This is a genomic window from Sphingomonas sp. CFBP 13714 (genome assembly GCF_014842205.1).
In the GTDB taxonomy this organism is placed as follows: Bacteria; Pseudomonadota; Alphaproteobacteria; order Sphingomonadales; family Sphingomonadaceae; genus Sphingomonas; species Sphingomonas aerolata.
Map to the genome: position 1 here is coordinate 608,647 of NZ_JACYVG010000002.1, position 13,642 is coordinate 622,288.

Annotated in this window: 11 protein-coding genes; 9 read left to right on the top strand and 2 right to left on the bottom strand. The window is 68.9% G+C overall.

Annotated features, from left to right (window positions below; translation table 11 throughout):
- Positions 1 to 8: 8 nt before the first annotated feature.
- A complete protein-coding gene (locus IFT54_RS07325) occupies positions 9 to 1,646 on the bottom strand; it encodes a ShlB/FhaC/HecB family hemolysin secretion/activation protein (protein ID WP_244648646.1) in 1,638 nt (545 codons plus the stop codon).
- Positions 1,647 to 2,180: 534 nt separating this feature from the next.
- Here IFT54_RS07325 and IFT54_RS07330 point away from each other — a divergent pair.
- Genes IFT54_RS07330 through IFT54_RS07355 form a run of 6 tightly spaced genes read left to right on the top strand, consistent with a single transcriptional unit; the run spans position 2,181 to position 11,159 of the window.
- Positions 2,181 to 4,838, top strand: coding sequence for a glycoside hydrolase family 2 TIM barrel-domain containing protein (locus tag IFT54_RS07330; protein ID WP_192070079.1), 2,658 nt, complete (start codon positions 2,181 to 2,183; stop codon positions 4,836 to 4,838).
- On the top strand, positions 4,835 to 6,118 hold the full coding sequence (locus IFT54_RS07335; protein WP_192070080.1) for an MFS transporter: 1,284 nt from the start codon (positions 4,835 to 4,837) through the stop codon (positions 6,116 to 6,118). Before IFT54_RS07330 ends, IFT54_RS07335 begins: the two co-directional genes overlap by 4 nt.
- Positions 6,119 to 6,122: 4 nt before the next feature.
- Positions 6,123 to 7,307: a mannonate dehydratase gene (gene uxuA, locus IFT54_RS07340; RefSeq protein WP_192070081.1), complete on the top strand. Its 1,185-nt coding sequence runs from the start codon at positions 6,123 to 6,125 to the stop codon at positions 7,305 to 7,307.
- The gene (gene uxaC, locus IFT54_RS07345; protein ID WP_192070082.1) at positions 7,304 to 8,716 is read left to right on the top strand and encodes a glucuronate isomerase; all 1,413 of its coding nucleotides are present in this window, start codon (positions 7,304 to 7,306) and stop codon (positions 8,714 to 8,716) included. The genes uxuA and uxaC overlap by 4 nt, the downstream gene beginning before the upstream one ends.
- The gene (locus IFT54_RS07350; protein ID WP_342354783.1) at positions 8,713 to 10,158 is read left to right on the top strand and encodes a mannitol dehydrogenase family protein; all 1,446 of its coding nucleotides are present in this window, start codon (positions 8,713 to 8,715) and stop codon (positions 10,156 to 10,158) included. Before uxaC ends, IFT54_RS07350 begins: the two co-directional genes overlap by 4 nt.
- Positions 10,155 to 11,159, top strand: a complete 1,005-nt coding sequence (locus IFT54_RS07355) for a sugar kinase (RefSeq protein WP_192070083.1) — start codon at positions 10,155 to 10,157, stop codon at positions 11,157 to 11,159. The genes IFT54_RS07350 and IFT54_RS07355 overlap by 4 nt, the downstream gene beginning before the upstream one ends.
- A 6-nt stretch (positions 11,160 to 11,165) precedes the next feature.
- On the opposite strand, the gene IFT54_RS07360 is transcribed toward IFT54_RS07355, so the two are convergent.
- A complete protein-coding gene (locus IFT54_RS07360) occupies positions 11,166 to 12,128 on the bottom strand; it encodes a 2-hydroxyacid dehydrogenase (RefSeq protein ID WP_192070084.1) in 963 nt (320 codons plus the stop codon).
- Positions 12,129 to 12,305: 177 nt separating this feature from the next.
- Here IFT54_RS07360 and IFT54_RS07365 point away from each other — a divergent pair, with 177 nt between their 5' ends.
- From IFT54_RS07365 to IFT54_RS07375, 3 genes are all read left to right on the top strand, one after another.
- A complete protein-coding gene (locus IFT54_RS07365; RefSeq protein WP_192070085.1) occupies positions 12,306 to 12,584 on the top strand; it encodes a hypothetical protein in 279 nt (92 codons plus the stop codon).
- 135 nt (positions 12,585 to 12,719) lie between these two features.
- Positions 12,720 to 13,295, top strand: a complete 576-nt coding sequence (locus IFT54_RS07370; RefSeq protein ID WP_244648648.1) for an SAM-dependent methyltransferase — start codon at positions 12,720 to 12,722, stop codon at positions 13,293 to 13,295.
- A complete protein-coding gene (locus tag IFT54_RS07375) occupies positions 13,292 to 13,555 on the top strand; it encodes a hypothetical protein (RefSeq protein WP_031394926.1) in 264 nt (87 codons plus the stop codon). The genes IFT54_RS07370 and IFT54_RS07375 overlap by 4 nt, the downstream gene beginning before the upstream one ends.
- Positions 13,556 to 13,642 lie beyond the last annotated feature (87 nt).

The following is a 13,642-nucleotide window of genomic DNA, read 5'->3' on the forward strand; positions in this document are numbered from 1 at the left end:
CGCGGGCTTCAGAAGCTCTTGGCGATCTGGAACCAGGCGCGGCCGGACCGGTCGGGGGCGGCGGTCGCGTCGGCGCTGCCCAGCTTGCGCGCATAGGTCGCGCGCAGCACGATGTCGTACGGCGCGGTCCAGGTCGCGCCCGCGCCATAGGCGCTGCGCACCGCATGGTTCGATCCGTCGAAATAACGCCGCTTCACATAATCGACCTCGCCGACATCGACGAACGCGAACAGCTGCAGCGCGCCCGGGATGACCCGCGGCAGCGCGAGCCGCGCTTCCGCGGTCGCGACATAGCCCTGGTCGCCATAGGCCTCGCCCTCGGGATAGGCGCGCACCGCATAGGCGCCGCCCAGCTCCATCTTCTCGGAGATGTCGAGATTGTTGAACGCGACCTGCCCGCGGACCGAGCCGAACACCGAGACCGGCCCGCTGATCGTCTGCACCCGCGCCAGGCTGAACTGTATCTTGCCGTAGCGACCGTCGGTGCGCGCGGTCAGCGCGTCGACCGACCGATCATAGGCGCCGCGAATATCGAGCGTGCCGACCGAGACGCTCAGCGAATAGGCGTTCCAGCCGCCGCCGAGCAGCGTGTCGTGCGAGTCGCCGCTGAGGCCGCCCGTGACGACCTGCGCACGGCGATAGGTGACCGTGTCGACGATCCCGAACCGGTCGTCGAACCATTTCGCATCGCCCGCCACCGTCACGTACAGGTTGCTGTCGCGCGACCGGATCAGCGGATAGCTGGCATAGACGCTGGCGATCTCGGCATTGCCGCTGCCGTCGAGGCTTTCGAATTCCTTGCCGAGTTCATAGTCGAGATGCGCATAGGCGACGCCGAGCGTCACCTTGCCGATCGGCGCCTGATAAGAGGCGCGGCCATAAGCAAGCCCCGAGAAGGACGTCAGCGCGCGAAAGCCGAGCACGTCGCCCGAGCCGGTCGGGTTGTTCCAGTTGACCGACCCGCCGACGCGGTAGGCGCCGGTATAGCGATTGCCCGCATTGTCGGCCTCGACGCTGCCCGTGATGCTGCGGCCCGGGGTGATGTCGACCAGCAGGTCCGACGTGCCGATTGCGGTGCCGGGGCTCAGCGTCGAGCGCACGCGCACGCCGGGCAGGTCGGACAGCATCAGCAGCCGGCGTTCGATCGGCGCGACCGCGACCGGGTCACCGACCTCGAGCCCGTCAAGCATGCCGTTCGCGACGCTGTCAGCGAGGCGGGATTCGTTGCGCAGCCCGACCGCGCCGAAGCGGCCCTCGACGACCGCGATCGTCACCGTCCCGCTCTGCACGTCCTGTGCGGGCAGATAGGCCTGCGCGACGAAATAGCCTCGGCTGGTATAATAGTCGGTGATCCGCGCCGCGAGCGTCTTCAGGCCCGCGAGATCGAGCGTCGCGCCAGGCGCGAACCCCGTTGCGGCGACCAGCGTCGCTTCGGGGAACAACGTCGCGCCGGTGACGCGGATCGCATCCACGCGGGCCGAGGGTCCGCCCGCGGCCGGGATCGCGACCGGCGTCTTGCGCGTCAGGCCGAGCTCGGGATCGGGCGTATCGGTCAGCGGCACGGGCGGGATCTGCTGCAGCTGGCCACCGGCACCCACCGGCACCTGTGCCTGCGCGGCCCCGCCGTCTGCCACGAGCGCAGCCATACTCACCGCCGCACACGCGGCTGCCCGAAGGATCGACGTCATTGGATATACCTCGAAAGTCACCGCGGATGGACGCTACGAACCTCCCATCCGCAGCAGCGGGAGTCGTAGTAGCAAGGCGTCGGAAGAGCCGCTGAATGCGGCAATGTCGGTGGCGAAGGTCTTGATGAGAAGAAGGTCGATCGTTGTATAAAACGAACGGCCGCGGTGGCTTAGTCCTTCGAATACAACTAAAATATACCCCGATTCCGTTACCTTTCTCTTAACGTTGATCTCTGTTCTTGATTTGAATCAAAAAAGAGGTCCGCGCGCGGGCTGATGTTGGGCGCCCGACCTGCCTTACCGGACGGCCGCAAACCCGATCACATGCCAAGCCGCGACAGCCTTATTGTCCTTACACTCAGAGGGCCGGGGGCGTCAGAGACGTGGCACCACGTGACAAAAACCGTCCAAAATCCAAGCCAAACTCAAAAATTAACTGGTCAGGCCAATTGGCAGGAATTAAGCTGCCAAAAAAAGATCAGGGAGAGGGTTATGCAGACCAGATATGTCGCGGCGGCCGTCATCGCCGTCATGGCCGCGCCCGCTGCCGCACAGAGCGAGCGATCGGTCGTCCCCCTGGCGCAGGGCTGGGAGTTCCAGCGCGGCGGCGACGTCGATCCGGCGCAGGCCGCGCAGGCAGCCGGATCCTGGGAGCGGGTCAGCGTACCGCACACCTGGAACCGCGTCGGCTATTACATGCCCGATCCCCAGACCCATTTGAATCGTGTCGAATCGATCGACAAATATCAGGGCGTCGGCTGGTACCGCATGACCTTCACCCCGCCCGCCATGGACGCAGGTCAGCGCGCTTGGCTCCAGTTCGACGCGGCGAGCCGCACTGCCGAGGTCTGGCTCAACGGCCAGCGGATCGGCGGGCACAAGGGCGGGTTTTCACGCTTCCGGCTGGATGCCACGCGCGCGCTCCGCGCCGGGCAGGCGAACACGCTGCTGGTCAAGGTCGACAATACGCAACCGGCGCAGGGATCCTCGACCGCCGACATCCTGCCGCTCGCGGGCGATTTCTTCGTGCATGGCGGGCTGTATCGACCGGTCAGCCTGATCGTCACGAACGCAGTCCATGTCGACATGCTCGATGCCGGTGGCAGCGGGATCTTCGCGACGACCAAGTCGATCGACGCGGCGATGGCGAATGTCGACGTCCGCGTGCGGATCCGGAATGACGGGACCAAGACCCAGGCGGTCAACGCGGTGGTCAGGCTGATCGACGCGGGCGGCAAGACGGTCGCGACCGGAACCCGCCGCATCCCCCTGCGTGCCGACACCGCGTCCGAAAGCGTCCAGTCGCTGTCGATCGCGACGCCGCATCTGTGGAACGGGGTCGCCGATCCGTATCTGCACCGGCTGGTGGTCGAGATCGCGACGCCGTCCGGCGCGGTGCTCGACCGGGTCGAGCAGGCATTCGGAATCCGCGAGATGCGCGCCGATCCGGCCCGCGGCTTCCTGCTCAACGGCAAGCCGCTGCGGCTCCACGGCGTCGGCTATCACCAGGATCGCGAGGGCAAGGGCTGGGCGACCGCGCCTGCGGATATCGAGCAGGATTTCGCGATCATGCGCGAAATGGGCGTGAACAGCATCCGGCTCACCCATTACCAGCACGGCCAGGCGATCCACGACCTCGCCGACCGCTACGGCATGGTGCTGTGGGACGAGATCCCGCTCGTGTCGCGCTGGACCTGGGGGGACGATGCGGTCGCGACTGCCGGGCTGCGCGACGATGCGCGCCAGCAGCTGCGCGAGCTGATCCGGCAGAATGGCAACCATGCGTCGGTGTTCAACTGGGGCATCGCGAACGAGGTCGATTTCGGCAAGTCGCTGCCGGCGTTCATCACCACCAGCAAGGATACGCCGGCGCCCGATCCGCTGCCGCTGCTGCGCGAACTGAACGCGCTGGCGAAGAGCGAGGATCCGTCCCGCGCGACCGCGCTGGCGACCTGTTGCGAAGGCCGGCTGCTCGGCTCCGCGGACGTTCCGATCACCGCGGAGGCCGCCGATCTCGGCGGGGCCAACCGCTATTTCGGCTGGTATTACGGACAGCCCGGCGATCTCGGCAAGCATCTCGACTCGCTCCGCGCGCTGCGCCCGAACCAGCCCGTGTCGGTGACCGAATATGGCGCGGGCGGCGCGACGACGATCCACACCGACAATCCGCTCGGCGGCAAGGTCGACCAGCGCGGGCGCAACCAGCCCGAGGAATATGAGAGCTACATCCACGAAACCGCCTGGGCGACGCTGTCCGCCAAACCCTATCTCTGGGGGACATGGCTGTGGAATTCGTTCGACTTCGCGACGACCGTCCGGCGCGAGGGCGATGCGATCGACATCAACACCAAGGGGCTGGTCACCTACGACCGGAAGATCCGCAAGGACGCCTTTTATTTCTACAAGGCGAACTGGACCGCGACGCCGACGGTGCACGTCGCCGGGCGGCGCTATGTCGACCGCGCCTATCCGGTCGCCGACGTCCGCGTGTACAGCAACGCGCCGCGTACCGACTTGCTGGTCAACCACCGCGTCGTCGGCACGCTGAGCGCCTGTCCGCAGATGGTCTGCGCCTGGTCGAACGTCGCGCTGGCGGCGGGCGCGAACCGCGTCGTCGCGCGCGGCGTCTTCCCGACCGGTGCGGTCGACGACGCGATCGAATGGCGGGTGGCGCCGGATGCCGCGCGGTCGATCCGGATCGACAGCGGCGCGCTGGTCGCACCGGAGATCGCGGGCAAGCGTTATGGCTCGGACGCGTTCTTCGACGGCGGCAGTTTCGGCGATATCAACGCCTATTCGGGCTATGGTCCGCGCCCCGAGAAGAAAATCGTCGCGGGGACGTCCGAAGGCGCGGTCGCCGAAACCTACCGCGAAGGCCGGTTTGGCTACCGCGTGCCGCTCGCCAACGGGCGCTACACGGTCGAGCTGAGCTTCGTCGAACCCGCGCTCGCAGCCGGTGCACGACAGTTCGACGTCGTCGCCAACGGCAAGCGCGCGATCGCCGCGCTGGACATCGCCGCGGTCGCGGGCGCGCCGCTCACGCGCGTCACGCGGCGGATCGTCGTGCCGGTCACCGACGGGATGCTCGACTTGAAATTCGTGCCGATCAAGGGCGATGCGATCGTGTCCGGTATCGAGATCACGCGATGAGCGCGCCGGGCACCCCGCGGCGCGGCTGGCGCAGCGTGCCGCTGCGCTGGCGGCTGATCGCGCTGGTGACGCTGGGGACGATCCTCAACTATCTCGCGCGCTCGACGCTGTCGGTGGCCGCACCGCAGCTGAAGACCGAATTCGGCATGTCGACCGAGGATTACAGCTGGGTCGTGCTGGCGTTCCAGGCCAGCTACACGGTGATGCAGACCGTCGCCGGCAGCGTGCTCGACCTGCTCGGCACGCGGCTCGGCTTCTTTCTGTTCGCGGTCGGCTGGGCGCTCGCCAACATGGCGCATGCGCTGGCGACCGGCTGGCCGAGCCTCGCGCTGTTCCGCGCGCTGCTCGGCGCGAGCGAGGCGGCGGCGATCCCCGCGGGCGCCAAGACGGTGTCCGAATGGTTCCCCCCGCGTGAGCGGTCGCTGGCGACCAGCGTGTTCCAGATGGGCACCAGCGTCGGCAACATGATCGCGCCGCCGCTCGTCGCCTTCTGTATCCTCGCCTGGAACTGGCAGGCGGCGTTCATCGTCACCGGCGGGCTGAGCCTCGTCTGGGCGTTCCTGTGGTATTGGGGTTATCGCAGCCCCGCCGACCATCCCGCGCTGAGCGAGGACGAGCGCGCCGCGATCATCGAGACCCGCGGCGAGGACGTCACCGCCAAGCCCGCGACGCGTGGCGACCTGTTGCGCAGCCGCAGCTTCTGGGGGATCGCGGTCCCGAAATTCCTGGCCGAACCGGCGTGGCAGACGTTCAACTTCTTCATCCCGCTCTATCTCGTGTCGGTGTGGAAGCTCGATCTGAAGAGTATCGCCTTGTGGGCGTGGATGCCGTTCCTCGCCGCCGATTTCGGCAGCCTGGCCGCGGGCGTGTTGCCGAGCTGGCTGATGAAGCGCGGCGTGCCGCTGGTCGCGTCGCGCAAGATCACGATGACGATCGGCGCGCTGTGCATGATCGGACCGGCGTGCATCGGTCTTGCGCACTCGCCCGGCGTCGCGATCATCCTGTTCTGCATCGGCGGCTTCGCGCACCAGATGCTGAGCGGCGCGCTGGTGACGCTGTGTTCCGACATGTTCGACAGCCGGACGGTCGGCACCGCCACCGGGATGGCGGGGACGTCGGCCTGGGTCGGCGGGATGCTGTTCACGCTGCTGATCGGGCAGAGCGCGGATGCGTGGGGATATGACCCGCTGTTCGCGGCGTTGGCGGCGCTCGATCTGCTCGCGGCGGTCGTCTTGTGGAGTTTGCTGCGCGCTACGCCGCGCACGGGGTTGAGGGTTTAAGAGGATGACGAGTGTGTTGATGACGCAGACGATGCGCTGGTTCGGGCCGAACGATCCGGTGCGGCTGGACAGCATCCGGCAATCCGGCGCGACCGAGGTGGTGACCGCGCTGCACGAGGTTCCGAACGGCGAGGTCTGGACGCGCGAGGCGATCGCCGCGCGCAAGCAGATGGTGCGCGACGCCGGGCTCGACTGGACGGTGGTCGAGAGCCTGCCGGTCGACGAGGGCATCAAGACCCGCTCGGGCGCATGGGACAGGCTGATCGAGGCGTACCGCGAGAGCCTGCGCAATCTCGCGGCATGCGGCATTCGCGTCGTCACCTATAATTTCATGCCGTTGCTCGACTGGACGCGGACCGACCTCGCCTGGGAACTGCCCGACGGATCGCGCGCGCTGCGGTTCGAGGCGATCGTGGTCGCCGCCTATGACCTGTTCATGCTGCAGCGGCCGGGCGCCGAGCAGAGCTATGCGCCAGCGGTCCGCGACGCGGCGGCGGCGCGTTTTGCCGGCATGGACACGGCGGCGCGCGCGGATCTCGAACGGACGATCCTCGCGGGCCTGCCGGGCAGCGAGGAGGGCTTCACCTCGGCCGCGTTCCTTGAGGCGATCGGCCGCTATGACGCGATCGACGCCGCGCGGCTGCGCGACAACCATGTCGCGTTTCTCGAGGCGGTGTGCCCGCTGGCGGACGAGCTCGGTATCGCACTGGTCGTCCATCCCGACGATCCGCCGTTTCCGATCTTCGGCCTGCCGCGCGTCGTCAGCACCGAGGCCGACGTGACCGATCTCTTCACGCGCGTGCCCAACGTCTCGAACGGGCTGTGCCTGTGTACCGGGTCGTTCGGCGTGCGCGCCGACAACGACTTGCCCGGCATGGTCGACCGACTCGGCTCGCGGATCGGCTTCCTGCACCTGCGTTCGGTCCAGCGCGAGGCCGATGGCGCGTTCCACGAGGCCGACCATCTCGAGGGCGACGCCGGCATGGCGGCGGTCATGGCGGCGGTCCACCGGCTGTCGGTCCGCGAAGGGCGCAGCATCCCGATGCGCCCCGATCACGGGCATCAGATGCTCGACGACCTGACGCGCACGACCAATCCCGGCTATTCGCTGCTCGGCCGGATGCGCGGGCTCGCCGAACTGCGCGGACTTGAACGCGGTATCGCCTTTGCGGCAGGAGCCCTTGCATGACCCGTCCTCTCGAGCTTCATCCCGACCGGCTGTTCCCCGCCGATCCGACGACCCGCGCGATCGCCCGCACGCTCTATGCGGAGATCGCCGACCTGCCGATCGTCAGCCCGCACGGCCATACCGATCCGACCTGGTTCGCCGACAACGCCAACTGGACCGACGCGACGTCGCTGCTGCTCGCGCCCGACCATTATCTGTTCCGCATGCTCTACAGCCAGGGCGTCGATCTGGACGCGCTGACGATCGCGCGGCGCGATGGTACGCGGAGCGCCGATCCGCGCGCGGCGTGGCGTCTGCTCGCCGATCATTATGCGCTGTTTCGCGGCACGCCGTCGCGGATGTGGCTCGACCATGTCTTCGCCGAGGTGTTCGGGTTCGACGTCGCGTTCGAGCCGGCGACCGCCGACCTGTATTTCGACACGATCGGCGAAAAGCTCGCAACCGCGGCGTTCCGCCCGCGCGCGCTGTTCGACCGCTTCCGGATCGATTTCCTCGCCACCACCGAAGGCGCGCACGACAGCCTCGACGCGCATCACCGGATCTGCGAGAGCGGCTGGAACGGCCGTGTCGTCACCACCTATCGCCCCGACGGCGTGATCGATGTCGAGCACGAGCAATTCGCCGGCGCGCTGCGCCGCTTCGGCGAACTGACCGGCGAGGACGTCTATGGCTGGCAGGGCTATCTGGCCGCGCACCGCAAGCGCCGCACCGATTTCCGCGCGGCGGGCGCCACCGCGACCGATCACGGCCATCCGACCGCGGCGACCGCGAACCTGTCGACCCCCGAATGCGAGGCGCTGTTCGCGCGTATCACCGGTGACGACTGGACCGCGGCCGACGCCGAGCTCTTCCGCGCGCAGATGCTGACCGAGATGGCGGCGATGAGCGTCGAGGACGGCATGGTCATGCAGATCCATCCGGGCTCGGTGCGCAACCACAATGCCGGGCTGTTCGCCAGCCATGGCCGCGACAAGGGCGCGGACATTCCCGGACGCACCGACTATGTCCACGCGCTCAAGCCGCTGCTCGACCGGTTCGGGACCTCGACCGCGCTGTCGATCATCCTCTTCACGCTCGACGAGACGGTCTATGCGCGCGAGTTGGCGCCGCTGGCGGGGCATTATCCCTGCCTGAAGCTCGGCCCCGCCTGGTGGTTCCACGACAGTCCGGAGGGGATGTGGCGGTTCCGCGAGATGACCACCGAGACCGCGGGCTTCTACAACACCGTCGGCTTCAACGACGACACGCGCGCCTTCCTGTCGATCCCGGCGCGGCACGACGTCGCACGCCGGATCGACTGCGGCTATCTCGCGCGGCTGGTCGCCGAGCACCGGCTGGAGGATTGGGAGGCAGCCGAGCTCGCACGCGAACTGACGAGCGATCTGGTCCGCAAGGCATACCGGCTGTGAGGCTGTCCAGGGCCACGCGATCCGCGCTCGCCGCCGACGTGACGCAGCCGGCATCCTCCGCCGCGACCGTCGGGCGGATCGTCCATCTCGGGATCGGCGCGTTCCACCGCGCGCATCAGGCGGTCTATACACAGGATGCGTCGACGCCGGACGCGGGCTGGCGGATCACCGGCGTGTCGCTGCGCTCGCCGCAGGTGCGCGATACGCTCGCCCCGCAGGACGGGCTCTACACCGTGACCGAACGGTCGAACGGCGTCAGCGCGACCCGGCTGATCGACGTGATCGACACGCTGCTGGTCGCCGCGGAGGATCCAGACGCGGTGATCGCCGCGCTCGCCGACCCCGCGACCCAGGTCGTGACGCTGACCGTCACCGAAAAGGGCTATTACCGGCATCCGGCGACCGGCGCGCTGCTCGTCGACGATCCGGCGATCGCGCACGACCTGGGCGGCGGCGTGCCGCGGACGATCTTCGGCTTTCTGGCGGCGGCGCTCGATCGGCGGCGCGGCGCGGGGGCAGGGGGACTGACGCTCGTGTCGTGCGACAATCTGTCGGGCAATGGCGCGCTGTTGATGCGCCTGCTGCTCGCGTTCGTCGAGCGCCGCGATGCGGATCTGGCCGAATGGGTGCGTGCGCACGTGACCGCGCCCGACACGATGGTCGACCGGATCGTGCCCGCCTCGACCGAGGCCGACCGTGCGGGCGTCGCGACCGCGATCGGGGTCGACGACGCCGCCGCCCTTGTCACAGAACCGTTCCGGCAATGGGTGATCGAGGACCGCTTTGCCGGCCCGCGCCCGCGCTGGGAGGCGGCGGGTGCGCAGATCGTCGACGACGTCGCGCCGTTCGAACTCGCCAAGCTGCGGCTGTTGAACGCCAGCCATTCGACGCTCGCCTATGTCGGACTGCAACGGGGCCACGCCTTTGTCCATGAGGCGATCGCCGACCCGGCGCTGCGCGCGTTCGTGATCGCGCAGATGCAGGAGGAGGCGGTGCCGAGCCTGACCGCGGCGGCGGGGCTCGACCCGGCGGCGTATATCGACGCGATCCTCGACCGCTTCGCCAATGCCGATCTGCACCACCGGCTCGACCAGATCGCGATGGACGGATCGCAGAAGCTTCCGCAACGCTGGATCGCGACGGTCGCGGAGCGGCAGGCGCAGGGGCTCGACAGCCCGAAGCATCGCCTCAGCCTCGCCGCGTGGATCGCCTATACCGCCGATGCGCCCGCGATGGCCGACGATCCGCTGCGCGATCGCTACGCCACGATCTGGGCTGACACGGCGGGCGACGCGCGGCAGGTCGTCGCGCGGTTCGTCGGCGAACTCGGGATATTCCCCGCCGATTTCAACCACGCGGCGCTGGGCGATGCGGTGGTAACGTGGCAGGCGCAGGGCACAGAGGCCGCGTTGCGCGGCGCCATCGGAGAGCCCGTCGCATGACCGGTACGATAGTGTGTTTCGGCGAGATGCTGTTGCGGCTCGCCGCGCCCGACCGCGGGCATCTGTTCCAGGACGCTCGGCTCGACGCGCATTTCGGCGGCGCGGAGGCGAACGTCGCGGTCGCGCTCGCGCGGATCGACGTGCCCGCCGCGGTCGTCACGACGCTGCCGCACGGCCTGATCGGCAATGCGGCGCTCGACTCGGTGCGTGCCGCGGGCGTCGACGTCTCGCGGGTGATGCGCGCGGACGGTCGGCTCGGCCTGTATTTCCTCTCGCCGCCGAGCGGGTCGCGCGGCGCGCAGATCGTCTATGACCGCCTCGACAGCAGTTTCGCCGCGACCCCGTCGAGCGCCTATGACTGGCCCGCGATGCTGGACGGCGTCGGCTGGCTGCATCTGTCGGGGATCATTCCCGCAATCGGTCCGGGTGCCGCGCAGCTGTCGCTCGATGCGATCGCGGCGGCGCGGGCGGCGGGGGTCAGGGTCTCGTTCGACGGCAATTTCCGCGCGAGCATGTGGGCGCGCTGGTGCGCCGATCCGCAAGGCGTTCTGGTCGATCACGTCGATGGTGCGGACCTGCTGTTCGGCAGTCACCGCGATATCTCGCTGCTGCTCGGCGAGGACCATGCCGGCGACACGCCGGACGCGCGACGTCGCGCGTGCGAGGCCGCGTTCGCACGGTTTCCGACGCTCGCCTGCATCGCCTCGACCGCGCGCCGCGTGATCGATGCCGATACGCACGCCCTGTCCGCGCGCGTCGATCGCCGCGACGACGCGTTCGAGACCGAGACGATCCTCGTCACGCAGATCGTCGACCGGATCGGCACCGGCGACGCGTTCGCCGCGGGCGTGCTCTCCTGCCTCGACGACGGGTGCGAGGCGGCCGCGCGACGCGGCCTCGCGCTCGCCGCGCTCAAGCACGGCACCGCGGGCGATCACAGCCGGACGACGCTGACCGATCTGGCCGACTTCACCGGGGCGCCCGCCGACGTGCGGCGGTGACCGGGCTCAGCCGGGGTTGGGCGTCTCCGCAACCGGGGTGAGCGCGCGGCCGGTCTCGAACCACGCGCGCAGATTGTCGACGACCAGCCCACCCATCGCCGCGCGCGTCGCCTTCGAGGCCGAGCCGATATGCGGCAGCAGCACCGTGTTCGGCAGCGCGCGCAGGCTGGCCGGGACATTGGGCTCGTCGTCATAGACGTCGAGCCCGGCGGCGAGGATCGTGCCCTGCTGCAACGCCGCGATCAGCGCGTCCTGATCGACGACGCTGCCGCGCGCGACGTTGATGAACACGCCCTGCGCGCCCAGCGCCTCGAGCACCGCGGCGTCGACCAGATGCTGCGTCCCCTGACCGCCGGGCACGATCGCGATCAGCACGTCGCACGCCGCGGCCAGCGCGACCGGCGTGTCGTAATATTCATAGCCGACATCGGCCTGTCGCGACCGGCCGTGATAGGCGATCGGCACGTCGAACGCCGCGAGCCGCCGCGCCACCGCCTTGCCGATCGCGCCGAGCCCCATGATCCCGATCCGCCGTCCGCGCAGGCTCGGCGACAGCGGAAACGATTTTTCCGCCCAGGCACCGTCGCGGACGTGGCGGTCGGCCTGCGGGATCCCGCGCAGCGTCGCGAGCAGCAGCCCGATGGTCAGATCGGCGACCTCCTCGTCCAGCACGCCGGGCGTATTGGTCACGACGATCCCGCGCGTCGCAGCGGCGTCCGCGTCGATCCCGTCATAGCCCACGCCGAAATTGGCGACGATTTCGAGCGCGGGCAGCCGGTCGTACCAGGACGCGTCGATCCGCCCCGCGAGCGAACTCGCCGCAAGCCCGCGGACGCGCGGCGCCACCGTCGCGAGGAACGCGTCGGGGTCTTCCTGCTCCCATAGCCGGTGCACGACGAACCGCTCGCCCAGCGCGTCGACGACGCTCGGCAGCATGGGGGCGGGGATCAGGATTTCGGGTCGGTTCATGCCGGGGGTGTACGCACAAACTGCGCGGGCAGACACCCCCTTCCGGGGCCGTTCGCGGCGGCCGCCGCATGTGAGAAAACTGCCCAACCCTATGCCGCCGCTACGCAAAAGGCCGGGATCGCTCTCGAAATGCTATGCCGCGGCCGATAGCTGGAGGGCCACGACAAGGAGAGTGGCATGGCAGCGTGGCATCGTTCGCGGCGCGCGGATCTTGGTCTGCGCGCGGTGGGACTTCTCCTCTGCGCAATGGCGTACATCGCGGTGTGGCGCCTGTCCGCCCTCGCGCTTTCCCCTCACGGCTCGGGTGCGTTGGCCTTCGCGCTCGCCGCGATCGGCTTTCTGGGGGCGAGCGCGGGCAGTGTCATGGTGCTACTCGGGCATCACCTGTTCGACGGTATCGCGGTCAGCGAGCGCTGGCGGCCCCGCGTCCGCGCCACGGCAGCGAGCATGCGGTGAAATGCGACGAGCTGTTGCGGCCACTATGGCGCCACTATGGGGTTTCGGGGAATCGCTCTCGAATCCCTATGCCGCGGTTCGTAATTCGGGTTTGCGGGCGCCTGGACGCCCGATCACTCAGGCAAAAACGCGAACATGTCGTCTGAACCCACGCCGGAGCCCCGCGCACGCGGGCGCGTCATTCCTCTCGGCCAGAACAAGGCGGGCCACGGGCGTGTGACCCCGGCACTCGGCGCCACGGCTGAAGCGAAGGCGGACATGCCCGCCACCATGACCCGAGCCTGCGCACGCCGCGCGACGCGCGATCCGCGCTGGCCACATATCGCGGCGGCGCTCGCCGATCTGCGCGAACGGCATCGCCACGCGGTCCGGATCGTCGATGCCGACTGTGCATGCGGGACGCTGCTGATCGAGACCGTGCGTTACGCCCGCGCGCTCGGCTTCACCGCGATCGAGGGGCAGGGCGTCGCCGATGCGCCGGCGCTGATCGGCCGGGCCCGCGCCGCTGCAGCGCGGCTGCACGATCCCGCGATCGGGCTCGACTTCGAAGGTGGCGGTCTGGCGCAGGTGCTCGCCCGCGAAGCCGATTTCCCCGCCGACATCGTGCTGTGCCACGACCAGGACGGCGGCATCGCGCGGCTGCTGGCGGCCGCGGGCACGCTCGTGATCGCCGATCCCGTCGCAACGCGCGTGCGGAGTGAGGCAGCATGACGCGGCGCGACCTGCAATGGAAAGCGGGCGGCTTCGCGCTGATGGCCGTCTCCTGTGCGCTGTGCATGGCGGTCGACGGATCACCGTTGATGCTCCTCTTCTTCCCGCTCGCGCTGCTCGGGTTGCCGCTGATGATCCACGGCAAACGCGTCGGGCAGATGGTCCGGGCGGAACGCCGCGGGCACAGCCACACGGTCGACGCCGTCCATGCCGCGCGCAGACGTCGGCGCGGACAGGGCCGCGATGGCTTCGGCCGCTGACCAGCAGAGGACCTGTTACGGACATCGTCGACGATCGCATGTCACGCTCGTGCAACCTGTCGGCTTTAGCGATCCTGGATGAACACG